This window comes from Candidatus Symbiopectobacterium sp. 'North America', assembly GCF_015762685.1.
GTDB lineage: Bacteria > Pseudomonadota > Gammaproteobacteria > Enterobacterales > Enterobacteriaceae > Symbiopectobacterium.
On sequence record NZ_PEHF01000020.1, the window covers coordinates 107,218 to 131,189 of the forward strand.

Consider the following 23,972-nt stretch of genomic DNA (forward strand, 5'->3'; position numbering starts at 1 on the left):
ATGGCTCGTTCACGTGGTCGCCGGGATCTAAAATCCGAAATTAACATTGTTCCATTGCTGGACGTGCTGCTGGTGTTGTTGCTGATATTCATGGCAACGACCCCCATCATCACACAGAGCGTGGAAGTGGATTTGCCTGATGCGACAGATTCCAAAACCGTCTCCAGCAACGATAATCCGCCGGTGATTGTCGAAGTGTCTGGCGTCGGTCAGTACAGTCTGGTTATTGAACAAAAGCGGATGGAACAACTTCCCGCTGAGCAGATTGTGGCGGAAGCCCAGGCGCGTATGGCTGAAAACCCCAAGTCGGTGTTTCTGATCGGGGGTGCGAAAGACGTGCCTTATGATGAGATCATCAAAACGCTGAACTTGCTGCGCCAGGCTGGGGTCAAATCAGTAGGTCTGATGACTCAGCCTATATAATCAATGCGTTGCAGTCAAAGCGTGATGTTTTTTCTGGCAATCGTTTATTACGGCAACACAGTATTTGGGAACCGCTTGTGCTAAAGGCCACCGAAAAACCTGATAAGTTGAAACGCGCCATTATTGTCTCGGCCGTTTTGCACATCATACTGATTGCTTTGTTGGTGTGGAGCTCATTCCACTCATCTATGGATGCCAGTGGCGGCTCGGCAATCGATGCGGTAATGGTTGATCCCAATGCCGTCGTTGAGCAGTACAACCGCCAGCAGCAACAACAGAGTGATGCAAAACGCGCGGAACAGTTGCGTAAAAAGCAGGCTGCTGAGCAACAGCGTTTAAAAGAGCTTGAGAAAGAACGCTTTCAAGCGCAAGAGGACGCCAAGCAGCAGGCCGAGCAGCGTAAGCAGGCGGAAGCCGCTGCCGCTAAGGCGAAAGCTGAAGCTGAACAACAAGCCAAAGCAGCCGCTGACGCGAAGAAAAAAGCTGAAGAAGAAGTGAAGAAACAGGCAGCCGCTGCTGCTGCCGCGAAAAAGCAGGCTGAAGAAGAAGCGAAGGCCAAAGCGGTAGCTGATGCGAAAGCCAAGGCGGATGCAGAAGCCAAGGCGAAAGCTGAAGCCGATGCTAAAGCGAAGGCCGCAGAAGCGAAGGCGGAAGCAGACGCCAAGGCAAAAGCGGAAGCCGATGCCAAAGCGAAAGCGGCTGCTGATGCGAAAGCCAAAGCCGCAGCAGATGCAAAAGCCAAGGCTGCTGCGGATAAAAAAGCCTCCGCAGAAGCCGCTGCACAGTCTGATTCCGTTGACGATCTGCTCGGTGGTTTGGCGTCGTCGAAAAACACGCCTAAATCAGGTGGCGGTGCGCCAGCAGGTGCCGCGCTGGACAGTTATGGCGGCCAGGTGCGCGCGGCGATCCAGAGTAAATTCTATGACTGGCAGCTTTATCGGGGTAAAACCTGTACATTGCGCATCAAACTGGCACCGGACGGTCTGCTCGTTTCCGTTGAAGCGGAAAGTGGCGACCCGGCACTGTGTCAGGCAGCGATTGCTGCAGCCAAGCAGGCAAGAATACCGAAGCCGCCAAGCACGGATGTGTATGAAGCTTTCAAAAACGCACCGATTGATTTCAAACCGCAATAATCGTGGCGTGAAGTACGATGCTAACGGTGCCGCATGGCACCTTTAGGACAAGGATGATAGCACCACCCACGGGTATTGTGTTTTGGTGATACCGGTTTGTTAAAATTCTGCTAATTTATCCGAGGCGATACCTCTGGATAAGGGAGATGAAATGAAGCAGGCATGTAAAGTTGCACTAGGTTTTTTAATGCTGTGGGTCACAGCGCTGCACGCCGAAGTGCGTATCGAGATTACCCAAGGGGTTGACTCGGCACGTCCTATCGCAGTGGTTCCGTTCAAGTGGGCTGGCGGTGGTGCAGCGCCGGAAGATATTGGCGGTATCGTTGGTGCGGATCTGCGCAACAGCGGTAAATTCAATCCGATCGATCCCAGCCGTATGCCGCAGCAGCCGGGTTCTGCCTCGGAAGTCACGCCTGCTGCCTGGACGGCACTGGGGATTGACTCTGTCATCGTGGGTCAGGTTCAGCCCGGTGTGGACGATAGTTACGTGATCTCTTATCAACTGGTTGATACCTCGGGTAACCCAGGCAGCGTATTGGCGCAAAACCAGTTCAAAGTCACCAAGCAATGGCTGCGCTATGCCGCGCATACTGCCAGTGATGAAGTGTTCCAGAAGCTAACCGGTATCAAAGGTGCCTTCCGTACCCGTATCGCCTATGTGGTGCAGACCAACGGCGGTCAGTTCCCTTACGAACTGCGCGTATCTGATTACGATGGCTACAACCAGTTTGTAGTGCACCGTTCTCCGGAACCGCTGATGTCACCAGCCTGGTCGCCGGATGGCAGCAAAGTGGCATACGTTACCTTTGAAAGCGGTCGTTCTGCGCTGGTGATTCAAACGTTGGCCAATGGTGCAATCCGCCAGGTTGCGTCTTTCCCGCGTCACAACGGTGCTCCGGCGTTTTCCCCGGATGGTAGCAAATTGGCCTTTGCACTTTCCAAAAGCGGCAGCCTGAACCTGTATGTCATGGACATCGGCTCCGGTCAGATCCGTCAAGTGACGGATGGTCGCAGCAACAATACTGAGCCAACCTGGTTCCCCGACAGCCAAGCTTTGGCATATACTTCGGATCAGGCTGGACGTCCGCAAGTCTACAAAATTAACGTCAATGGCGGGGCCCCGCAGCGTATCACCTGGGAAGGTGCGCAGAATCAGGACTCAGAAGTCAGTGACGATGGCAAAATGCTAGTGATGGTGAGCTCCAACGGTGGCGCTCAGCATATTGTTACACAAGATCTAGTGACGGGGGCCGTTCAAGTCATTACGGGCACTTATCTGGACGAAACGCCGAGTATCGCACCGAACGGCACGATGGTGATTTACAGCTCTAAACAAGGGCTGGGCTCAGTGCTGCAACTGGTGTCTACTGACGGACGTTTCAAAGCGCGTCTTCCGGCAACTGATGGACAGGTTAAATTCCCTGCCTGGTCGCCGTATTTATAAACATAAATAATTTTTTCAAAGGACATAAGAGATGCAATTCAATAAAGTACTGAAAGGCCTGATGTTGGCTCTGCCGGTGCTGTCTATCGCCGCATGTAGTTCACACAAGAAAGACTGCAATGACCAGTCTACCGTTGGCACTGCAGGCAGCGGTTATGAAAACGGCAATATGTCTTCTTCTGAGCAGGCTTGCCTGCAAATGCAAGAACTGCAACGCAACAACATCGTATACTTCGGTCTGGACAAGTACGATATCCGTTCTGACTTCGCTCAGATGCTGGACGCGCACGCTTCCTTCCTGCGCAGCAACCCGTCCTACAAAGTGACTATCGAAGGTCACGCGGATGAACGCGGTACGCCGGAATACAACATCGCCCTGGGTGAACGTCGTGCTAACGCTGTTCAGATGTACCTGCAAGGCAAAGGTGTTTCTTCCGATCAGATCTCTATCGTTTCTTACGGTAAAGAGAAACCTGCGGTTCTGGGTCATGATGAAGCTGCATGGTCCAAAAACCGTCGTGCGGTCCTGGTATACTAAGAGCATTGCATGAACAGTAACTTCAGACGTCATCTCGTGGGTCTGCCGTTATTGGTTGGCGTAGCGGTCCCTTGGGCCGCTACTGCCCAAGCGCCAATCAGTAATGTCGGCTCTGGCTCGGTGGAAGACCGTGTCACCCAAATGGAGCGTATTTCTAACGCTCATAGCCAGCTATTAACTCAACTTCAGCAGCAGCTCTCTGATACGCAGCGCGATATTGACAGTTTACGTGGGCAGATTCAGGAAAATCAGTACCAGTTGAATCAGGTTATTGAACGCCAGAAGCAAATCTATCAGCAAATGGATAGCATGGGCTCCTCGTCGTCAACGCCGTCGGCGTCTTCTGCGCCAGCAACGGATACGGGGGCGTCTACCTCCAGCCCCGCCAGCAATGGTGCGGGCGTGGCTGCTGCACCGGCCAGTACCGGTGATGCCAACAGCGACTACAACGCTGCTGCGGCATTGGTGCTAAAGAAAAAGCAGTACGATCAGGCTATTGCCGCTTTTCAGGCATTTGTCAAAAAATATCCTGATTCAACTTACCAGCCGAATGCCAACTATTGGCTGGGTCAGTTGAACTACAACAAAGGTAAGAAAGACGACGCCGCTTACTATTTTGCGAATGTGGTCAAGAATTACCCGAAGTCCCCTAAAAGCTCCGAAGCCTTACTCAAGGTTGGGGTGATCATGCAGGAAAAGGGGCAGACGGATAAAGCGAAGGCTGTCTACCAGCAGGTCATCAAACAATATCCTAATACCGAAAGCGCCAAGCAGGCACAAAAACGGCTGACTGGGCTCTAACCCCTTTCCAGGCACAAAAATTGCGCGCCATGAGCGATTTTTGTGCTTTGTCGTTTGATGATTAAGCAGTTGAACCGTTTTTCAGGAAAATAGGTTGCACTGAGCGGATAAGTTAGTAATATATGCCGCCGTTGCCAAGGCAAGGTGAAAACGCCGAAGTAGCACCATGATGGGTCGTTAGCTCAGTCGATAGAGCAGTTGACTTTTAATCAATTGGTCGCAGGTTCGAGCCGAGCGAAGCGAGACACGTTTATCCTGCCAAAGCTCCCCGGCCTACGCCGAGGATGACGACTTTTCTTTATGCCTTATTCCGCGTGGGGAACGGCCCGATAAAGTTCAGCGGCATGCTGTTGCGCAAAGCCTGACAGCATTGCCCCGCGTGCCGCCTGATAGGCTTCCCACTGTTCAACGTGATGCAGCGGTGGGATCGTCACTGGTTCCCGACGATCGAAACCGATTAGCGCCGCATCGACTAATTCATCGACTTCCATTACGGCAGGGAGCGTATTGATGTCAGTACCGGAACGCTCCCAGATTTCCGTACGCGTAGCGGCGGGAAGCACGGCCTGAACATAGACCCCTTTCGGAGACAGTTCGAGGCTAAGCCCCTGAGACAAAAACAGCACAAATGCCTTGGTGGCACCGTATACGGTTAACCCGAACTCCGGCGCTAATCCAACCACCGATCCAAGATTAATGATTGCTTCTGTGCCAACTGTCGTCAGTCGCGGAGCGATCGCGCTGGCAAGGCGAACGAGGGCGGTAGTGTTGAGTGTGACCAGCCTTGCTATACCGTCGGTTGTCTGTTCCACAAAGCTACCCGCGATACTCATACCGGCGTTGTTTACCAGAATCCCGATGCGGTCATCATCGCGCAGTCGCGCTTCGACGGCGGCGAGGTCGTCTGGTTGGGTGAGGTCGGCGGGTAGAATATCGACGGTAACGCCATACTCTTGCCGCAGTCGGGTGACTAAGGTTTCCAGGCGCACACGATCGCGGGCGACCAACACCAGGTTGTGTCCGCGACGGGCGAAACGTTCAGCATAGGTTGCGCCAATGCCAGATGAGGCACCGGTGATGAGAACGGAAAGGTCTGTGTTCATAAATGTGCTCTCGTGTCTGATAAATAGAGGATGAATATCATGCTTGCATTATAGATGATGCATGATATATATTTTAAATGTCAATCGACATTTAAATGAGGCATCCTTATGCAATACACCACGTTTGGACGTAACACAGGTTTACGCGTCTCTGAGTTGGCGCTTGGCACAGGTAACTTCGGCACGGGGTGGGGGTACGGTTCTGAAAAAGAGCAAGCGAAACAGGTTTTCGATCGCTATGCGGATGCCTACCAGTTTGGCGAATCTGAACAAATGGTCGGTGAGTTTATCGCTGCTGATCGCGATCATTTCGTCGTAGCAACAAAATACACCCTGAGCGCTTTGCCCAATGCAGGTACCTCTCGCACCGGTAACAGCCGTAAAAATATGATGTTATCGGTTGAAAACAGCCTCAAACGGCTGCGCACCGATCGTATTGATCTACTGTGGGCCCACTTCGACGATCAACTGACGCCTATCGAAGAGATCGTTCGTGCTTTCGACGATCTTATCCGAGCGGGAAAATACAGTATGCCGGATTATCCAACTTCCCTGCGTGGCACATTGCTCGTGTTGACACCCTAGCAGAGCTGCGGGGCTGGTCTCGTATTGCTGGCGTTCAGGTGGAATACAGCCTGGTACAACGCACCGCAGAGCGGGAATTGCTGCCCATGGCAGAAGCGCTGGGGCTGGCGATTACGCCGTGGTCACCGCTGGGAGGGGGGCTTCTGACGGGGAAATACCGCCAAAGCGCAGAAGGGAGGCTGAAGGGGTTTGGCGGAAGATTGATACATGTCGAGCAGGATACCGCCTTGTTGGATACGGCCTTTGCCATTGCTCAAGAATTGAACGCGATCCCGGTACAGGTTGCCATCGCCTGGCTGCACTATAAAGCGGCTCGTTCCAGCACCAGCCTGATTCCTATTCTAGGTTCGCGCACACTGGCGCAACTGAACGACACGCTACTGGCTTTGGATATCACGTTGAGCGACGAGCAAGCCGCACGGTTGGATGAGGTCAGTGCAATCGCTTTGGGTACACCACATGAGCAGATTGCCGGTACGCGGCCTCGGGCGCAAGGCGGTGAGGGCACTCACTATAACACGCCGTGGTCACCACGCGCCTGATCGGGTTATTGATGAAAGGCATCATCTATACCCTAAATAATTCGAGTTGCAGGAAGGCGGCAAGTGAGTGAATCCCGATGAGCTTACTCAGGTAAGTGATTCGGGTGAGCGAACGCAGCCAACACACCTGCAACTTGAAGTATGACGGGTATATTGAGTCTTATTTTTCCATCACCTAAGATGATGCCTGACTGAAAAGGAGAACATCATGGCCCGTGTATCAAAACAGCAGATGGCGCGTAATCGAGAGGCGATTATTCAGGTTTCCTCGCAGCTTTTTCGTGAACGCGGTCTGAATGGGGTCAGTGTGAACGATCTGATGGCGGAAGCGGGATTAACGCACGGTGGTTTTTATGGGCATTTTTCCTCTAAGGATGAACTGGCCGCGATTGCCAGCCGTAAGGCGCTTGATGACTCCGACTCCCGCTGGCGGGAGGTCAGGCATCAGTCACACCACCATGATGATCTTCGCACGTTGGTGGAGGCCTATCTTTCCACAACACACCGCGACGCGGCGAAGGATGGATGCCCAATAACCGCGCTAGCCAGCGATGTTGCCCGCGAGGGGGAAGCTAAACCGGTGCGCGACGTCTATATTGATGGCGTTAAGGCAATGCTGGAAAGGTTGGCGTCTGTTTCCGATATCCAGGATGCTGAACAGTGCAGACAGCACGTGTTGGTGCAATTATCCCTACTGTTGGGGGCGTTGACACTGGCGCGGGCTACTGCCGGAGATGCATTGTCGGATGAGTTTCTTTTGTCGGTCAAAAACGCATTGATCGGTGATGCAGTATAAACGCATCTGAACCGATTCTGGTCAGATTGACGTTTGGGGAGAGACTGGCGTAGCATTCAATTACTTTTAGTTAGTACGAACACCCAGGTAAGCGCTTAATGACCACATCTCCTGTGCCACAAGCCGATATCGATCGGCAAACCCTCACCCTCTCGGAGAAACTCGATCGCGGTGATGTCTTGGCGGCAAACTGCCCTTCACGCGAGGTGCTTAAGCATCTCACCAGCCGTTGGGGTGTGTTGGTGATGATTGTGTTACTGCCGGGTACACAGCGCTTTAGCGCATTACGACGCAGCATTGAGGGCATCAGCGAGCGGATGCTGTCACAAACGCTGCAATGGCTGGAAGTCGATGGCATGGTGCATCGACACGTTTATAACACCGTTCCCCCTCACGTGGAGTACACCCTGACGCCCTTAGGGCGCGAAGCGGCGGAAAAGGTAAGCGATCTGGCTGATTGGATAGAAGTCAATTTACCGGCCATTTTGCAGGAACAGACGCCGAAGTCAGCGAAAAACCCGTTGGAATAGCCGGTCGTTTACACAAACAGTCCTGCCGAGAAGGCAGGACGAGTGACATCAGAGCGCTTTTAATGCCACCGACACGGACAGCGGCGTAGTAGGGCAGCCAATCAGCGCGGAGAGTTGATGTGACGCTTCATATAATCCACCTTGTGACGCACCCACATCCCACGATGCGATAGCGGCGGCGAACCCTTCCGGCAGGCCGGCGCCTTTTAGTGCTGCGGCGTAATCAGCTTCGGGAATATCTTTATAGGGAATCGGCTTGCCGCTTTGCTTGGCGACTTCAGCAGCCAGTTGCGCCAGTGTATAAGGTTCATCGCCGGCTAATTCATAGGTTTTCCCACTGTGACCTTGCTGTGTAAGCACTACGACGGCGGCTTGTGCAAAATCTTCACGCGCGGCAGAGGCAATTTTCCCCTATCCGGCGCTGCCATAGAAGGCTCAGTTAGCCAGCGCTGGAGCGATAGAACCGGTATAGTTTTCGGTGTACCAGCCATTGCGCAGTATAGTGTAATCAATGCCGGACGCTTTCAGGGTTTTTTCCGTATCAGCATGCTCTGGTGCCAGATTGAGCGGCGAAGTGTCCGCGTGCAACAAGCTGGTATACACAATGCGCTTTACGCCGCTCTTTTTCGCCGCAGCGATAACATTGGCGTGCTGTACCGCACGCTGGCCAATTTCATTACCAGAAATTAGCAGCAAGGTTTCTATACCGGATAAGGCGGCTTCGAGCGTGGCTGGCTGCGTACCAGCGCGATAATATTACTACCCGCCGTTTTTTCTTTGAGTTTGGCGATAACTAACTGGCCTAGTTGGCCGGTGGCTCCTGTTACGGCAATCGTCATTATCTTACTCCTTCGCCGGATGGCGTGATTGATGTGGAACTCACTATAAGGCCTTAAATAACTTTTAGTAAGTACTTACGTAAATGTAAGTGCTACAATCCTGCTGACTCACCTGAGCGTGATTGATTGACTTATACCTGATATTGCATCCTGCCGGAGTCTGGTGGGAGTATAGTAGGTTTTTTGTATTTTTCTGCCCGCCGTGATTGCCGGGGCAAACCCACTAAAGTCTCGTTGTCTGTAACACGCCGATGTGGGTGTAAGGAGTATTATGATCGGTCATCTGATTAACGGTTCCGCCATTATTATTGGCGGCGTACTGGGTATTTCCCTGAGCCGTTTTATTCCCCAGCGCCTGCGCGATGGTCTTCCCCCTGCATTTGCCATGATCTCCATTGCGATGGGGATAACCTTGGTTATCAAAGTGCACCAATTGCCGGCGGTCGCACTGGCGGTGGTGCTAGGGGTGGCATTGGGTGAACTGTTGCGATTGGAGCACGGTATACAACTTGGAGGCATCTGGATCCAATGGGTATTAAGCCGTGTTCTACCGCCGCCACGGCACAAACTGCCGACGGACGTGTATACACAGAATTTCACTGCCTTAATCGTGCTTTTCTGTGCCAGCGGCACGGGGGTGGTTGGCGCGCTGATGGAAGGGCTGACGGGTGACTATCAACTGCTGATTATCAAATCGGCGCTGGATGTGTTTACCGCGCTGATTTTTTCCATTACGCTCGGCGCGGCAGTGATTTCAATCGCCGTGCCGCAATTTCTGGTTCAGGTGCTCTTGTTTTTTTCCGCGCAATTGATCATGCCGTTTATGAATGACATCACCATGGGGGATTTTGCAGCTTGTGGCTGCATTATCATGATGGCGGTAGGGTTGCGCATCGCACAGATAAAAATGTTCGCTGTGGTGAATTTCTTGCCTGCGCTGCTGTTTATCATCCCGCTGTCGATTTATTGGCATCGCTGGTTCGGTTAGTTTTATGTGTGCTAAACAAAAGAGAGTAATTAAACGAATTACCCATTATTTGTTTAGTATGTAAAACACTAAGTGCCTTCTTGCTAACCGACTGCTACCATATGCCCCGTTTGGGAGTCTGGTAGAAGCAGGATTTCCTCATTTAGACGATAAACATGGGGTCGCAAGATGGACTTTTTCAGTACCAGCAACATTTTGATTCATATCCCGTTCGGTGCGGGAGGGTACGATCTTTCCTGGATTGAAGCCATTGGCGCACTGTGCAGCCTGCTCTGTATCTGGCTTGCCAGCCTGGAAAAAACCATCAATTACCTGTTTGGATTGATAAACGTCTCACTGTTTGCCGCTATTTTTTTCCAGATTCAGCTTTATGCCAGCCTGCTGCTGCAAATCTTTTTCTTTTTTGCCAATGTTTATGGTTGGTATGCCTGGACGCGGCGCACGGAACAGCAGGATATCGCCTTGAAAATACGCTGGCTGCCACTCCCCAGATTGCTTGCCTGGTCAGCGCTGGGTGTACTCACGATTGGATTAATAACCGTCTACATCGATGCGGTGTTTGCCGCGATGACTGGCGTCGCGGTGACCGTGATGCAGAGCATGGGGGGGCAGGTGACCATGCCGACATTGCAGCCGGATGCGTTTCCCTTCTGGGATTCTAGCATGATGGTGCTCTCCATGATAGCGATGGTTCTGATGACGCGTAAGTATGTGGAGAACTGGATTCTGTGGGTCGTGGTTAACATTATCAGCGTGGTGATCTTCACCTATCAGGGTGTTTATGTTATGGCGTTGGAATACCTGATCCTGACCGGTATCGCCCTCAACGGCACCTGGTTGTGGATCAAGGAAGCGCGCCAGCGTCCAATGCCATCGTACCTACAGCGCAGAGCGTAAAGTGCGCGTTGGAAAACGCGGCATAGCGGTAAGCTAACAGCATTTTATCGCGTAAAATTACGCGATGTTGTTGTCGGTACGCCATACGCTTGACTTATCATTTGTGCGCTGCAATATGAACAGTTCCGTTTTTAAACGCCAGGGTAATCGCCCTGCAACCGTTTCCTATTGGCAAGATGTGGCATGTTCTGCGCAAGAATCGATGGATGAATGATGAATTACCAAAATGATGACTTAAGAATTAAAGAGATCAAAGAGTTGTTACCTCCTGTAGCGCTGCTGGAGAAATTTCCGGCTACCGCACGTGCGGCAGAAACGGTCTCATTTACCCGCTCGGCAATTCACAAGATTCTGCATGGTACTGACGATCGTTTGCTGGTGGTGATTGGCCCATGCTCGATTCACGATACCAAGGCTGCAAAAGAATACGCCGCCCGTTTGCTCACGCTGCGCAACGAGTTAAGCGACGAGTTGGAAGTCGTGATGCGTGTCTATTTCGAGAAACCTCGCACCACCGTGGGTTGGAAAGGACTGATTAACGATCCGCACATGGATAACAGCTTCCAGATTAACGATGGATTGCGTATTGCCCGTCAACTGCTGGTGGAAATCAACGATAGCGGGTTACCTGCTGCGGGTGAGTTTCTGGACATGATATCGCCACAGTATCTGGCAGATCTGATGAGCTGGGGTGCCATCGGCGCACGCACTACGGAATCTCAGGTACACCGCGAATTGGCTTCCGGTCTCTCTTGCCCGGTTGGTTTCAAAAACGGCACCGATGGTACGATTAAAGCGGCGATCGATGCCATTAACGCCGCAAGTGCGCCACACTGCTTCCTATCGGTGACCAAATGGGGTCATTCTGCCATCGTCAACACCAGTGGCAACAACGATTGCCACATTATTTTGCGTGGCGGAAAAGCACCGAATTACAGCGCCGAGCACGTCAGCGCCGTGAAGGATGGGCTGGAAAAAGCCGGACTACGCCCGCAGGTGATGATCGATTTCAGTCATGCCAACAGCAGCAAACAGTTCAAGAAGCAGATGGACGTGGGCGCTGATGTGTGCGCGCAGATAGCTGGCGGTGAACGTGCTATCACGGGTGTGATGATGGAAAGCCATCTGGTGGAAGGCAACCAGAGCCTGGAAAGCGGTGAGCCGCTGGTTTATGGCCGCAGTGTGACAGATGCGTGTATCGGTTGGGAAGATACTGAAGTGCTGTTGCGTCAATTAGCTGCGGCGGTTAAGCAACGTCGTGTGGGTTGATAGCTAACGCTTTTCGTCATTTCTCTCCGCTCATCCTCGGTCTCTGCCGAGGATATTTGACAATAGTCATTCGCTCCTCTTGCAGGAAAACCTCGCTTTCATGAGGGTAATAGAAACTTCTGTTCGCTTATATTTTAAGCGCCAGTACGCTGTAGCCAGTTATCGAGAGAGTTATGTACCAATTCTTGTTCTTATCACTTCATTGATAAATGCAGTTCTTCTGTTAGAGTGGAACATTATTTTTTCATAATTCCATATATTATGGGTGAAATTATGGCTTCTTCTGATTTAACACAGATGTTAAAACAGTTTTATCCGCTGGTGCTTGCTCTTGCCGTTCAAAATTTGAAAGTCAATACGTTTACTGATAATTTCGACGCAGATCGATTCAACATAGATGGTCATGACCACTCTATGGATTTTGATACCAATGCTCGTGTTTTCTATTTTGATTGGTATTTCCGGAACTGGGTCAATTTATTTAATGCATATCAGTTATTGGAAGATAACCAGTCGCGGTTGTTGTATCTGCATTTGATCGCATATCGAATGGCTGGGCACTTGAGCATCAGACTCCCCGTTGAGTTCGCTAATAAAAAAGCAGAATTTGAAAATTACCTCAGTATTGAGAAAAGTACTGTCAGTAAGCTGGCTATATCAGGTATGTTTGGCAAGCTGAGACATTTTGATTTCGAGTACGGTGGTAATAAATATGTCATCGACTGCCTGGGATTGGAAGCTTATCTCTTTCGACGTCAGTATTTTTATGAGCAAGACGGTGTTCGAATCGCACCGGAGAGTGGCGATTTCGTTGTAGATGGTGGTGCATGTCTTGGCGATACGGCAGCCGTTTTTTCCAATGCAGTGGGCGCTAACGGCCGGGTCTACTCGTTCGACCCAGTGGCAGCACACCAGGAAATATTGCAGTATAATACCAAACAATTTCCGCATTAGAATGTTGTGATTGTTCCTGCTGGTCTTTCAGACCATGAAGTGGTCTGCCCTCCTATCATTTTAAATGGTTATGCTCCTGGCTTCTCTGTCCAGAATCAGCAAGTACCGCTCCTTTCCCTTGATGATATGGTGAAGGCGGGGGAAATTGAGCGTGTTGATTTCATTAAGCTGGATATCGAGGGGGCGGAACTGGAAGCACTACGTGGTGTGAAAGAAACCATCCATCAATTCAAGCCAAAGCTAGCTGTCTCTCTTTACCACAAGCCCAACGATCTTTTTGAACTGGTAACATTTATTCAAACAGAATTCCCCTTCTATAGGTTCCGGTTAGGCCATTACACCATTCATCAAGAAGAGACGGTTTTGTACTGCATTAGTGAGGCATGATTCAAAACAGCCGAGAATCGTTAAGTTTTCTACAAATCTCTGCGGTTTATCTGGCTATGCCTGCGCGCCTAAAAGTAATAACGTCAATTTCAACCTGGAATTTACCGGGCTGAAATTGGCTGGGCGGCACAATTTTTTTGGCTTTTCCCTGGCTGGTAGCCATTGTTCAAAATGTACGAGTGGCCAGCCAATATCACTGGATTGAGAATGCCATGGGGATGCGGAAGGTTAAATAAAAAGAGGTTGAATGCTATGCATTACAACCCCTTTTATCTTTCTGATTCACCCTACTTTGGCTATTTCAGTAGGGATGAAATTACTTGGCTTTGCCTTGGTTAGCAACAGCAGCGGCTTTCGCTGCGATTTCGTCAGCGTCACCCAGATAGTAGTGTTTGATCGGCTTGAAGTTTTCATCGAACTCATACACCAACGGCACACCCGTCGGGATATTCAGTTCAAGGATTTCGTCTTCGCCCATGTTGTCCAGGTATTTCACCAGCGCACGCAGGGAGTTACCGTGTGCAGCGATGATAACGCGCTCACCTCTCTTGATACGTGGCAGGATAGTTTCGTTCCAGAACGGCACAACGCGTTCGATGGTCAGCGCCAGGCTTTCAGTCTGCGGCAGCTCATCGTCAGTCAGAGAGGCGTAACGCGGATCGTGGCCTGGGAAACGCTCATCTTCACGGGTCAGCGCAGGCGGAGTGATAGCAAAACCACGACGCCATTGTTTAACCTGGTCATCACCATATTTTTCAGCGATTTCCGCTTTGTTCAGACCCTGCAACGCGCCGTAGTGGCGTTCGTTCAGTTTCCAGCTCTTTTCCACCGGCAGCCAAGCCTGATCCAGCTCGTCCAGGATGTTCCACAGCGTGTGAATGGCGCGTTTCAGCACAGAGGTATAAGCGAAATCGAAAGAGAAACCTTCATTTTTCAGCAATGTACCAGCGGCTTTGGCTTCTGAGCGGCCCTTTTCGGACAGGTCAATATCGTACCAGCCTGTGAAGCGGTTTTCATTGTTCCACTGGCTTTCACCGTGTCTCACCAGTACCAGCTTAGTTACAGCCATAGCTAAACTCCTTCATTCCTAAGATTTCAGTGATAACTGGTCTCATTATATTGCTGCGCTGCAATTAACGGCAATCAATAGTCACCGATAAACCTGATTTATCTGCATTAACTTTGCTCATTATCACGTTATGGCTTGCTCGTTTCAGCTCACAGCAATGGCCTGTCGGCCCAATAATTGAGTATGGGCCGACATTACGGGATAGCCACTCAGGCGCTATCGCCTCGCTTACGGTGTGTCAGCAGGTAGAACGCTGGGATCACCAGCATCGAGAGCAGGGGGGCAGTTACCATACCGCCCACCATCTGTGCGGCAATGCGTTGCATCACCTCAGCACCCGTACCGCCGCCCCACATGATGTGCAATAGCCCGGCCATGATGGTGGCGACCGTCATCACTTTGGGGCGCACACGTAACACAGCACCTTCATGGATGGCTTCACGCAGCAAGGGCAATGCCAGTGTCTCATCGGATTGTTGACGTTTTTCAATAGCGTGATTGAGGTATAACACCATGATAACGCCGAACTCTGCCGCCACCCCGGCAAGCGCGATAAAGCCCACCGCCGCCGCAACCGATAAGTTATAGCCCAGCAGATAAAGCAACCATACGCCACCAATCAGCGAGAAGGGAAGAGTGCCCATGATTAACAACGCATCTTTCACCTTGCTGAACGTCACGTAGAGCAGGATAAAGATAATCAGCAGTGTGAACGGCAATACCACTTTGAGTTTGGCCGTCGCGCGCTCCAGATACTCAAATTGTCCAGACCAGCTTAGCGACACGCCTTCCGGTAATTTCACCTGTTGTTCAACCGCGCTGCATATCCTGCACCACAGATTTCAAATCGCGGCCGCGAATATCGACGTAGATCCAATCCGAAAGGCGCGCGTTTTCGCTTTTCAGCATGGGTGGCCCATCGCTGATACGAATATCGGCCAGCTCCGAGAGCGAAATTTGCCCACAGCTTACGGTAATCACTGGCAAATTCTTGAGTTTTTGCAGAGAATCGCGGATCTCGCGTGGGTAGCGCAGGTTGATGGGATAACGTTCGCGCCCCTCAATGGTTTCGCCAATATTTTCCCCTCCGACCAACACAGACACGATGGATTGCAGCTCTTTGACCGACACGCCATAACGCGCCGCCTTGGCGCGATCGATATCAATATCGATATAGCGACCACCAGCCAGGCGCTCCGCCAACGCAGAGGTAACGCCGCGCACCACCTGCTCAATCTGTTCGGCCACGGCTTCAATTTGCGCAATATTACTGCCGTTAACTTTGATGCCTACCGGGCTTTTGATCCCTGTTGCCAGCATATCCAGCCGGTTGCGGATGGGTGGTACCCAGATATTGGCAATCCCCGGTACTTTCACAATGCTGTCGAGTTCACTGACCAGCTTATCCATGGCCATGCCGGGTCGCCACTGATCTTTGGGCTTAAAGCGTATCGTGGTTTCGATCATGGTCAACGGTGCGGGGTCGGTGGCGGTTTCTGCCCGACCGGCTTTGCCGAACACCGTGTCGACTTCCGGCACGGTTTTGATCAGTCGGTCGGTTTGTTGCAATAACCGTCCAGCTTCCCGCGCAGAAATTCCCGGCAGGGTGGATGGCATATAGAGCAAATCGCCTTCATCCAATGCGGGCATAAACTCGCTGCCCAAGTGGGAAAGTGGATAGAGCGTGGCGATCAGCAGAGCCGCGGCTACCGCCAGCGTCACTTTTGGCCACTGTAATACGCGATCCAACAGCAGCTCATAGGCACGGATCAGCCAGCGGTTGAGCGGGTTGGCGTGTTCATCGGGAATTTTTCCGCGAATAAAGTAACCCATCAGCACTGGCACCAGTGTAATGCCCAACCCTGAGGATACCGCCATCGCGTAGGTTTTGGTGAAGGCAAGCGGGGCAAACATTTTCCCCTCCTGCGCTTCAAGTGAAAACACCGGAATAAACGATAGGGTAATGATCAGCAAGCTACAGAAGAGCGCCGGGCCAACCTCGACGGCGGCTTTTTCGGCAATCTTCCAATAGTCATCAGAGGCGGGTTGCTGGTTTGGATGCTCATGTCGCCACTGTTCCAGCACCTTATGGATGTTTTCTATCATCACAATGGCCGCATCCACCATGGCCCCGATGGCGATCGCGATGCCACCCAACGACATGATGTTAGCGTTCACCCCCTGATAGTGCATGACAATGAACGCGCCGAGAATCCCCAGCGGCAGTGTCACAATGGCGACCAGCGCTGAACGGAAGTGGAACAGAAACAGAGTACACACTAGGGCAACGACAATAAACTCTTCGAGCAATTTGTGCGTGAGCGTTGTAATGGCATTTTCAATCAGGTGAGAACGATCGTAGACCGGAATAATCTCCACGCCTGCGGGCAGGCTGCGTTTGGTGTCGTTCAGCTTGAGCTTGACTGCATCGATGGTTTCCAGCGCATTTTTTCCTGAACGCATCACGATAATGCCGCCCGCGACTTCACCTTCACCATTGAGTTCAGCAATGCCGCGCCGCATTTCTGGACCGATGCGCAGGGTGGCGACATCTGACAGCATAATGGGGATGCCATCTCGGGTGGCGATTACCACGTGTTAAAATCATCAATGGTTTTGAGATAGCCAGAGGGGCGCACCATGTACTCCGCTTCCCCTAGCTTGACAACAGAACCGCCGCCTTCCTGATTCGCGTTTTGTACCGCGCTCATCACCATCTCGTGGGAGAGGTTTAGGGTGCGTAATCGGTCTGGATTGAGCACAATCTGGTACTGCTTAACCATGCCGCCGACGCTCGCGACTTTCGATACGTTGGGTACGGTCTTTAACTCATACTTGGTGATCCAGTCTTGGATGGCGCGCAGGTCGCCAAGGCTGTGCTGGCCGGTTTTATCTACTAGCGCATATTCATACACCCAACCGACGCCAGTGGCATCCGGGCCAAGAGAGGCCTTTGCCTGAGGTGGCAGCGTTGACTGCACTTGGCTGAGATACTCCAGTACGCGCGAGCGCGCCCAGTAGGGATCGGTGCCGTCTTCAAACAGCACGTAGACGTAAGAATCGCCGAACATGGAGAAGCCGCGTACCGTTTTGGCACCGGGTACAGAGAGCATGGTAGTGGTGAGCGGGTAGGTCACCTGATCTTCCACCACTTGCGGCGCTTTACCGGGGTAGCCGACTTTGATGATGACCTGAACATCAGAGAGGTCAGGTAACGCATCAAGCGGCGCTTTCTGCACTGCCCACCATCCCCATGCAGCCATCAGCATGGCACTCAGCAGCACCAATAGCCGATTGCGCAGCGACCAACGAATAATGGCTGCAATCATTGTTGATGTCCTTCATGTTGGTGGGCATTGCCTTGGTTGGCATTGCTGTTAGAAACAGGAGTGACACTCACTAACTGCACCCCCTTTTCTGGCAGCACAAAGGTGAAGCTGACGTGCTGACCAATGGTTAAAGAAGGACGCAGTTCAGCAGAGGCAACAAAGTCCATGGTCATCGGGCCCCAGTTCAGCGCGGCAACCGGGCCGTGCGAAATCGTAATCGCGTCGCCGTCTATCGCCTCGATTTTCCCTTCCGCTTTGTAGGTGGGGGAGGTAACTGGTCGCTGGGGTATCCTGTTGTGGTTTATCGCCTGCCATTTGCGGCAGTGCGCTTTTTAGACTTGCTTCAGAATCGATCAGGAATTAGCCGGACGTAACCACAGACTGGCCCGCTTCAAGGCTGTGTGTGATTTCTACCCAACCATTTTGGCTACGGCCTGTTTTCACCTCAACCGGCGTGAAGTGACCGTTACCGTCTGCCAACAGCACCCGATTGTGGGTGCCGGTGGTGATAAGCGCTTCGTCGGGAATGGCAACCACAGGGGGCGTAGTGACGGGATGCGTCAGTGTCACGTTGAGGATCATACCGGGTTTGAGCAAATGCTCCGGGTTTTCCAGTGTCAGCCTGGCCTTCAGCGTGCGCGTTGAGGATTCCAGATTGGGCAACAGCTCATCAACCTTGCCATGAAAGGTTTTCCCCGGCCAACTGTCCATGATGGCGCTGATGTCACTGCCACGTGACAGCAGGCTGGCCTGGCTTTCCGGGTAATCCACCACAATCCATACTGGGTCGAGCGTTGCCAATTCAAACAGGGATTGTGCGGCGTTGACCTGCGCGCCTTCACGCACGTCTAGCTTGTTGATATAACCTTGTGCGGGTGCACGCAGCGTGATGCGGGTTTGCGGTTTTCCCGAACGCTCTACGGCCTTGACGATCTCTTCCGGCATAAACTGCAATTGCAGACGTTCGCGTGCGGCGGCAACCAGAGACGCATCGCCCCACTGGCGAATGGCGAGGTATTCCTGCTGTGCTGCCGACCACTGTGGCATCCACAGTTGTGCCAGAGGATCGTTACGCTGAATGAACTGCTGCGGTGCTTTCACATACAGTTTTTCGACCAGCCCGTTTGCTCGCGCTGACAGGGTTTCAATACCACGTTCATCCGTGGCGACAGTACCAAAGGCTGTCAGTTGTAGATCTAACGTACGCTGCGCTGCCTGCGCTGTTTTCACGCCCAAATTTTGCTGTTGGCGTGCGCTGATGGTTATGCCGCCGTCATCCTGGGTTTCATCCGCGTAGCGTGGCACCAGATCCATGTCCATAAAGGGCGACTTACCCGGTTTATCAAAGCGCTGCCCTGGGGTCATCGGATCATACCAATAGAGCACTTTTCTTTGTGTTTCTTGTGGCGCAGTCGTTGCTGTGCTGGCAACCGGGTTTCCGCTGTGACCGGAGGAGGCACCCAGTTGGTATTCCACGGCGAGCGCAGCAGCAACGGCAATAGCGACGCTTAACGTAACGATCGGTTTTATTGTTTTGTATCCTGCGGTAGTAGCTTTGTATCCTGAGGGATCAAATAACGAATAGCGGCCCAACTGGCAGAGAGCGCTTTTTGCGCGTTGATCTGTTCAATTTCGCTGTTTACCAGAGCGCGTCTGGCATCAAGGTTTTCTGCCAGTCCGCTGCTGCCGGTGCGATATTCTGCATCCAGCAATTTGAGCCGTGAGCGTTGCAGCGGGATCACTTCATTGGCCTGACGATCGTAGATAGATTTCGCTGCCTGATACTGTGCGATAAGCGCATCTAGCGCGGCCTGGTGCGCACGCGTTAGTAAGGTCAACTGATCGTTGGCTTCATAGGTTCGGGAGAGATCGGCCGCGTAATCTTTATCCTGCCGCCGTGATTTGAATAAGGGCAGATCGACCGTTAGCATTACGCCGCCCATATCCTCTAATCCATCGGCCCGCTTGCCGTAGTACACTTCCACTCCGACATCAGGGATGGCGGCAACGGCGGACTGCGCTGATTTTGCCTTGGCGGCATCCGCTTCGCGCGCGGCCTGAATGATTTCGGGGTGCTGTTTGATGGCATCAATCAAGGCACTCTGACTGGCGGGAAGACGGGTGATGACAGGGAAATCTCCGCTGACGCGCGTAATGTCCTTCCCTGTCAATTGCTTAAGCCGAGAACGCGCCACCTCCACGTCACGTTTGGCGTTATCCAATTGATTTTTCATTTCATTGACAGTGAGTTGCAGTGCCAAAACGCTGCTCGCGCTGTTGCTGCCACTCGCGACCCCGGCTTTTTGCATGCTAAGCTGCGCTGTGTGTCGCTCAGCAGGCGTTCAATGGCTTCCTGTGCATGTTGCTCCAGCGCCAGCTCGAACCAGGCCAGCGAAGCTTCTCGTTGCAACCCGGCGCGAATCACGTCCTGATTAGCCTCCGCTTTACGCGCCTCAGCGCGAATGGCATCTGATTTGCGTTCGCGTTTCGTGCTGCTGACATAATCCTGCATGATGCCGACACGTTGCATGGTCATGTCAGCACGGGTGAAGCGATGCGCATTGGCCCCACTGACCGGAAAGTTCTCAATCCCAACTTTCAGTTTGGGATCGGGTAGCTGCATGGCGGAATCCGCCAGGGTTTAATCGAGCGTTGCGGCCTGAGCCGTAAATATCGCGCAGCCAAAAATCCATGGCAGGGCACAACCCGCCTGCTGTAGACGAAGCGTCAACATATCGACCTCGAATCAGTTAGCGGATGCTGAAATCAGATCGTAGCCGGAGGCGCTTTGGATAAAGGTGAAGTTCACCGTTTGTCCGACGCTTAGCGGGCTGCCCTTGTAGGCACTGAGGCCAAAACGCATGGTCATGGCGAGCCAGTTAAGTGCGGGAATCGGTTGGTGGGCGAAGGTGACGCTGGTGTCAGACCAGGCTTTTACCACTCCTGTGCCTTGATACACCGTCGCGGCGCTGGTGGGTTGAGTGCCATGGTTCATGTTGCTGTGATCCATGGTCATCATGGCACCTTGGTTCATCGAGCTATGATCCATCGAGCCATGATTCATGGCATTGTGATCGTGTGCGGCGACAGGCGATGTTTCGGAAAAAGCAGGGGCGGCAGTTGCAATGGCAGTCAGTAACGTACGCATAATAAATATCTCCAGAATAAAACATAACAGATGATAGAAAATCAATATGTTGTTTTATCTGGATTTATTCTCTGAAACGGCAGTATACGATCTCAGCCGGTGGCCCGGTTCGCGGTGGGGTTAACCACGTGTGTTGGTCAGGAATGTTGGTATCATTCGCCAACACGAGCAACGTGCCCGTATCATGCACCATCGCATCCAGGTGCAGCGGCGAGACGGTCTTTTGCGCAGTATCCGGTGTGCAGTGTTTATCACACAGTGGCGCTTTCACCATGACTGAGGCGTGGTGAGAGGGCTGCGTCATGTTCATGCCGTGGTGACTGACCACTTGGGTGGTTTGGATCACCGGTTGGACATCACACAGATGAGCTGCCAACGCCAGTTGGGTATTAAGCATTAGCCAACAGACGACCACACCAAACGCCAATAGACGGCGCTTGCGTTGCGGTAATTGTCTGAAAGGCAACCCAAACATGCGGAGTTTCCTACGGAGTAGTCGAATAGCCCTATATATAACAATAAATTTTGCGTAAGCGAAAGCGTGAATTGTTTGCAGCGCACGCTCTTGACATAAATTTACCGTGCAAAAGCGTGCCCAGTCTGTCTCGGTGGCGTTATGTAAAGAATTGATAACTTGTCAGCGAGCAGTACTGCTTACCGGGTTTCAGCCAACAGTCTGGCTGTGGCCAGTCCGGATGATTTGGGCTGTCTGGCAAAAATTCACTTTCCAGCGCCACCCCGGCGAAGTTGTCATACAGAGTGCCTTCTCGGGCAGGGGTTCCTGCGAGAAAGTTCCCACTGTAAAGCCAGCAAGGCTGGAGCGCTGGTGAAGACGCTCATCATCACTTTCTCATCCGCAGACCACATGTTTGCCGCCGGGCATTCGCTGGAGCCGCAGGTCCGATGCAGCAGATAAGCGTGGTCGTAGCCGCTGACCGCTTTCTGATCGGCGTCGTGCAAAAAATCCTGCAATAGCGTTTTAGGCTGGCGGAAATCCAGACCCGTGTGGTTTACCAGAGCAAGGCCGTCAACGGGGATCCCCTCATTGTTCACGGGCAAATAATGATCGGCGAACAGTTGTAAACGGTGGTGACGCACATCGCTGGTATGTCCATCCAGATTGAAATAGGCGTGGTTAGTCAGGCATATCGGGCAGGTTTTTTCTGTCAGCACGGAATACTCAATTTCCAGCGGATTGTGCTCGGTTAACCGATAGCGTGCCTGTGCGGTTACTTGCCCCGTGTAGCCCTGATCGCCATCTGGCGAGACCAGCACGTACGTTACTTGCGTAGCATCCTGCTGCACAATGCGCCAGCGACGCGCGTGAAACCCATCGGGTCCACCGTGCAACTGGTGTTGGCCCTGATTGGGTGTCAGTGTGTAGGTTGCGCCGTTACGCTGTAAACGGGCGTGATCGATGCGGTTGGCATAGCGCCCGATAGACGCGCCAAGATAGGCCTGTTGGCGCGGATAATCCGCAGGTGTCGTGCAGCCGAGCAGTACTTCACGCACTTCTCCCTCCGGCAGAGGGACCTGACAAGAAAGCCAGGTTGCGCCCCAATCCATCAACATAAAGCGCATTCTTGCACGGTTTTGTAGCGTAGTCAGGGTAAAAGGCTGGCCATCGGGGGCCATTTCAGCACTTTTTTCGTTCAGCATACACCTGCTCCTCAGGGTATTAGTCGGGATAGCCATTGGGATGTTTGGATTGCCAGCGCCAGGTATCCTCCGCCATTTGCGCTAACGTCCGGGTAACGCGCCAATGGAGTTCATTGGCCGCTTTTTCCGGATCGGCCCAATAGGCGGGAAGATCGCCCTCGCGGCGCGGGGCGAAGTGATAGGGTAGCGGTTTACCGCATGCCCGACTAAATGCTTGCACGACGTTCAATACACTGTAGCCGACACCAGCCCCCAGGTTGTAAATATGTACTCCCGGGCGTTGATGCAGTGCTTTCATTGCTGCCACGTGACCGTCGGCCAGATCGACCACATGGATGTAATCTCTGACGCAGGTGCCATCTTCCGTCGGGTAGTCATTACCGAAGACAGACAGCGATTCTCGGCGACCAACGGCGACTTGCGCGATAAAGGGCATCAAATTGTTAGGGATGCCTTGCGGATCTTCGCCCATCTCTCCTGAAGGGTCTGCCCCAACCGGGTTGAAATAGCGTAATAAGGCAATGCTCCACTCCGGATGCGCTTTCTGTAAGTCTGTAAGGATCTGCTCCACGATCAACTTGCTGCGCCCGTAAGGGCTGGCGGGCATACCGGTGGGAAAGCTTTCCTGATAAGGGATACGTGGCTGATCGCCATAGACCGTTGCAGAGGAACTGAAAATCAGGTTTTTAACGCCCGCTTTTTCCATGGCTTTAACCAGCGTCAGGGTGCCATAGATGTTATTGTCATAGTATTCAACAGGCTTGCTGACGGATTCTGCGACCGCTTTTAGCGCAGCAAAATGGATCACGGCATCGATATTTTCAGTGGCGAAAATACGGTCTAATAAAACGCTATCGCGAATATCACCTTGATAAAAGGGCACTGCCTTGCCGGTGAGACGGGTAAGGGTTTCCACCACGCTGGCTTTACTGTTGCACAGGTTGTCCAGAATAATAGGTTGATGCCCGGCTTCTAAAAGCTGAACACAGGTATGGCTGCCGATGTAACCGCTACCACCTGTCACTAAAACATTCATAAGAACCTCGATGACCAATGTTGAATAAAACTAGCATAGCCTGTGGGGGGAAAAGGTGATCTGCAACGAAGATATTCGCTGAAATTATGAAGTTTTTCATCAATCTTGCCGAGAAAAATAATCCGTTTCACACCTGAAAAATCCATCAAATATTGGCGTCATAACAGCGTGGTATTGTAAGTATCCGGTAAACCGAACCATTCACTTTTAGAGATCTTCTGACATACTGATTATGTCCCGTTGAGGAGATCGCCATGCGTAAAGCCCGATTTACCGAACACCAGATCATCGCTGTTTTGAAGTCTGTTGAAGCTGGACGTACCGTCAAAGACGTTTGCCGCGAAGCGGGAATATCTGAAGCCTCGTACTACAACTGGAAAGCAAAGTTTGGGGGTATGGAAACGTCTGATATCAAAAAGATGAAAGATCTTGAAGACAAAAACCGACGATTGAAACAGATGTTTGCCGATCTGAGTCTGGAATGCCGGGCACTCAAAGACGT

General features: G+C 52.2%; 20 protein-coding genes and 5 pseudogenes. 14 read left to right on the top strand and 11 right to left on the bottom strand.

The features are described 5' to 3' along the window. The 5 genes from tolR to cpoB all read left to right on the top strand — a co-directional run bounded on the left by tolR (position 1) and on the right by cpoB (position 4,339). Positions 1–423 carry a colicin uptake protein TolR gene (tolR, locus tag CS369_RS04785; protein ID WP_196906204.1) on the top strand — a complete coding sequence of 141 codons (423 nt, stop codon included), beginning with the start codon at positions 1–3 and terminating at the stop codon, positions 421–423. 77 nt (positions 424–500) lie between these two features. Then, positions 501–1,556, top strand: coding sequence for a cell envelope integrity protein TolA (gene tolA / locus CS369_RS04790; RefSeq protein ID WP_196906205.1), 1,056 nt, complete (start codon positions 501–503; stop codon positions 1,554–1,556). Positions 1,557–1,707: 151 nt separating this feature from the next. Beyond that, entirely contained in the window at positions 1,708–3,000 is a 1,293-nt protein-coding gene (gene tolB / locus CS369_RS04795) for a Tol-Pal system beta propeller repeat protein TolB (protein WP_196906206.1), read from the top strand. 31 nt (positions 3,001–3,031) lie between these two features. Next, on the top strand, positions 3,032–3,538 hold the full coding sequence (gene pal, locus CS369_RS04800; protein WP_196906207.1) for a peptidoglycan-associated lipoprotein Pal: 507 nt from the start codon (positions 3,032–3,034) through the stop codon (positions 3,536–3,538). Positions 3,539–3,547: 9 nt separating this feature from the next. Then, positions 3,548–4,339: a cell division protein CpoB gene (cpoB, locus tag CS369_RS04805; protein WP_196906208.1), complete on the top strand. Its 792-nt coding sequence runs from the start codon at positions 3,548–3,550 to the stop codon at positions 4,337–4,339. A gap of 305 nt (positions 4,340–4,644) precedes the next feature. On the opposite strand, the gene CS369_RS04810 is transcribed toward cpoB, so the two are convergent. Next, the gene (locus tag CS369_RS04810) at positions 4,645–5,442 is read right to left on the bottom strand and encodes an SDR family oxidoreductase (protein ID WP_196906209.1); all 798 of its coding nucleotides are present in this window, start codon (positions 5,440–5,442) and stop codon (positions 4,645–4,647) included. A gap of 108 nt (positions 5,443–5,550) precedes the next feature. Here CS369_RS04810 and CS369_RS04815 point away from each other — a divergent pair. The 3 genes and pseudogenes from CS369_RS04815 (at position 5,551) to CS369_RS04825 (ending at position 7,895) form a co-directional block, all read left to right on the top strand. Continuing rightward, positions 5,551–6,569 (top strand): annotated as a pseudogene (locus tag CS369_RS04815) (aldo/keto reductase). A 208-nt stretch (positions 6,570–6,777) separates the two neighbouring features. Further along, entirely contained in the window at positions 6,778–7,365 is a 588-nt protein-coding gene (locus tag CS369_RS04820) for a TetR/AcrR family transcriptional regulator (protein WP_196906210.1), read from the top strand. Positions 7,366–7,463: 98 nt separating this feature from the next. Then, complete coding sequence (locus CS369_RS04825) at positions 7,464–7,895, top strand: helix-turn-helix domain-containing protein (protein ID WP_196906211.1); 432 nt, start codon at positions 7,464–7,466, stop codon at positions 7,893–7,895. A 48-nt stretch (positions 7,896–7,943) separates the two neighbouring features. On the opposite strand, the pseudogene CS369_RS04830 reads toward CS369_RS04825, so the two are convergent. Continuing rightward, a pseudogene (locus tag CS369_RS04830) lies at positions 7,944–8,734 on the bottom strand (SDR family oxidoreductase). A gap of 271 nt (positions 8,735–9,005) precedes the next feature. Between CS369_RS04830 and CS369_RS04835 the strand changes: the two are divergent. The 5 genes from CS369_RS04835 (at position 9,006) to CS369_RS04855 (ending at position 13,229) form a co-directional block, all read left to right on the top strand. Further along, on the top strand, positions 9,006–9,722 hold the full coding sequence (locus CS369_RS04835; protein WP_196906212.1) for a DUF554 domain-containing protein: 717 nt from the start codon (positions 9,006–9,008) through the stop codon (positions 9,720–9,722). A gap of 168 nt (positions 9,723–9,890) precedes the next feature. Then, the gene (gene pnuC / locus CS369_RS04840; RefSeq protein WP_196906213.1) at positions 9,891–10,619 is read left to right on the top strand and encodes a nicotinamide riboside transporter PnuC; all 729 of its coding nucleotides are present in this window, start codon (positions 9,891–9,893) and stop codon (positions 10,617–10,619) included. Positions 10,620–10,832: 213 nt separating this feature from the next. Beyond that, positions 10,833–11,888 carry a 3-deoxy-7-phosphoheptulonate synthase AroG gene (aroG, locus tag CS369_RS04845; RefSeq protein ID WP_196906228.1) on the top strand — a complete coding sequence of 352 codons (1,056 nt, stop codon included), beginning with the start codon at positions 10,833–10,835 and terminating at the stop codon, positions 11,886–11,888. A gap of 273 nt (positions 11,889–12,161) precedes the next feature. Next, the gene (locus tag CS369_RS04850; RefSeq protein WP_196906214.1) at positions 12,162–12,842 is read left to right on the top strand and encodes a hypothetical protein; all 681 of its coding nucleotides are present in this window, start codon (positions 12,162–12,164) and stop codon (positions 12,840–12,842) included. Positions 12,843–12,848: 6 nt separating this feature from the next. Beyond that, positions 12,849–13,229, top strand: coding sequence for an FkbM family methyltransferase (locus CS369_RS04855; RefSeq protein ID WP_196906215.1), 381 nt, complete (start codon positions 12,849–12,851; stop codon positions 13,227–13,229). A gap of 316 nt (positions 13,230–13,545) precedes the next feature. On the opposite strand, the gene gpmA is transcribed toward CS369_RS04855, so the two are convergent. From gpmA to galE, 9 genes and pseudogenes are all read right to left on the bottom strand, one after another. Then, complete coding sequence (gene gpmA / locus CS369_RS04860; protein ID WP_196906216.1) at positions 13,546–14,298, bottom strand: 2,3-diphosphoglycerate-dependent phosphoglycerate mutase; 753 nt, start codon at positions 14,296–14,298, stop codon at positions 13,546–13,548. 209 nt (positions 14,299–14,507) lie between these two features. Continuing rightward, positions 14,508–17,627, bottom strand: a pseudogene (locus CS369_RS04865) (efflux RND transporter permease subunit). Beyond that, positions 17,624–19,157 (bottom strand): annotated as a pseudogene (locus tag CS369_RS04870) (efflux RND transporter periplasmic adaptor subunit). The pseudogenes CS369_RS04865 and CS369_RS04870 overlap by 4 nt, the downstream one beginning before the upstream one ends. Further along, positions 19,154–19,936 (bottom strand): TolC family protein, encoded by a 783-nt coding sequence (locus CS369_RS04875; RefSeq protein ID WP_244664773.1) that lies wholly within the window; start codon positions 19,934–19,936, stop codon positions 19,154–19,156. Before CS369_RS04875 ends, CS369_RS04870 begins: the two are co-directional and overlap by 4 nt. Further along, positions 19,858–20,250, bottom strand: coding sequence for a hypothetical protein (locus CS369_RS23020; RefSeq protein ID WP_244664774.1), 393 nt, complete (start codon positions 20,248–20,250; stop codon positions 19,858–19,860). Before CS369_RS23020 ends, CS369_RS04875 begins: the two co-directional genes overlap by 79 nt. Positions 20,251–20,373: 123 nt before the next feature. Further along, positions 20,374–20,775, bottom strand: a complete 402-nt coding sequence (locus tag CS369_RS04880; RefSeq protein WP_196906217.1) for a copper-binding protein — start codon at positions 20,773–20,775, stop codon at positions 20,374–20,376. 64 nt (positions 20,776–20,839) lie between these two features. Further along, the gene (locus tag CS369_RS04885) at positions 20,840–21,250 is read right to left on the bottom strand and encodes a hypothetical protein (protein WP_196906218.1); all 411 of its coding nucleotides are present in this window, start codon (positions 21,248–21,250) and stop codon (positions 20,840–20,842) included. Positions 21,251–21,389: 139 nt separating this feature from the next. Next, a pseudogene (gene galM / locus CS369_RS04890) lies at positions 21,390–22,434 on the bottom strand (galactose-1-epimerase). Positions 22,435–22,453: 19 nt separating this feature from the next. Continuing rightward, entirely contained in the window at positions 22,454–23,470 is a 1,017-nt protein-coding gene (galE, locus tag CS369_RS04895) for a UDP-glucose 4-epimerase GalE (RefSeq protein ID WP_196906219.1), read from the bottom strand. A 254-nt stretch (positions 23,471–23,724) separates the two neighbouring features. Here galE and CS369_RS04900 point away from each other — a divergent pair. Then, positions 23,725–23,972 (top strand): transposase (locus tag CS369_RS04900; protein ID WP_196906220.1); only part of this gene is annotated, 248 nt, incomplete at its 3' end.

Excerpts from the sequence above, each read along its gene's own strand:
- tolR (WP_196906204.1), top strand. The coding sequence starts at position 1 with ATGGCTCGTTCACGTGGTCGCCGGGATCTAAAATCCGAAATTAACATT.
- tolB (WP_196906206.1), top strand. The coding sequence starts at position 1,708 with ATGAAGCAGGCATGTAAAGTTGCACTAGGTTTTTTAATGCTGTGGGTC.
- pal (WP_196906207.1), top strand. The coding sequence starts at position 3,032 with ATGCAATTCAATAAAGTACTGAAAGGCCTGATGTTGGCTCTGCCGGTG.
- cpoB (WP_196906208.1), top strand. The coding sequence starts at position 3,548 with ATGAACAGTAACTTCAGACGTCATCTCGTGGGTCTGCCGTTATTGGTT.
- CS369_RS04810 (WP_196906209.1), bottom strand. The coding sequence starts at position 5,442 with ATGAACACAGACCTTTCCGTTCTCATCACCGGTGCCTCATCTGGCATT.
- CS369_RS04820 (WP_196906210.1), top strand. The coding sequence starts at position 6,778 with ATGGCCCGTGTATCAAAACAGCAGATGGCGCGTAATCGAGAGGCGATT.
- CS369_RS04825 (WP_196906211.1), top strand. The coding sequence starts at position 7,464 with ATGACCACATCTCCTGTGCCACAAGCCGATATCGATCGGCAAACCCTC.
- CS369_RS04835 (WP_196906212.1), top strand. The coding sequence starts at position 9,006 with ATGATCGGTCATCTGATTAACGGTTCCGCCATTATTATTGGCGGCGTA.
- pnuC (WP_196906213.1), top strand. The coding sequence starts at position 9,891 with ATGGACTTTTTCAGTACCAGCAACATTTTGATTCATATCCCGTTCGGT.
- aroG (WP_196906228.1), top strand. The coding sequence starts at position 10,833 with ATGAATTACCAAAATGATGACTTAAGAATTAAAGAGATCAAAGAGTTG.
- CS369_RS04850 (WP_196906214.1), top strand. The coding sequence starts at position 12,162 with ATGGCTTCTTCTGATTTAACACAGATGTTAAAACAGTTTTATCCGCTG.
- gpmA (WP_196906216.1), bottom strand. The coding sequence starts at position 14,298 with ATGGCTGTAACTAAGCTGGTACTGGTGAGACACGGTGAAAGCCAGTGG.
- CS369_RS04875 (WP_244664773.1), bottom strand. The coding sequence starts at position 19,936 with ATGCAAAAAGCCGGGGTCGCGAGTGGCAGCAACAGCGCGAGCAGCGTT.
- CS369_RS23020 (WP_244664774.1), bottom strand. The coding sequence starts at position 20,250 with ATGCAGCTACCCGATCCCAAACTGAAAGTTGGGATTGAGAACTTTCCG.
- CS369_RS04880 (WP_196906217.1), bottom strand. The coding sequence starts at position 20,775 with ATGCGTACGTTACTGACTGCCATTGCAACTGCCGCCCCTGCTTTTTCC.
- CS369_RS04885 (WP_196906218.1), bottom strand. The coding sequence starts at position 21,250 with ATGTTTGGGTTGCCTTTCAGACAATTACCGCAACGCAAGCGCCGTCTA.
- galE (WP_196906219.1), bottom strand. The coding sequence starts at position 23,470 with ATGAATGTTTTAGTGACAGGTGGTAGCGGTTACATCGGCAGCCATACC.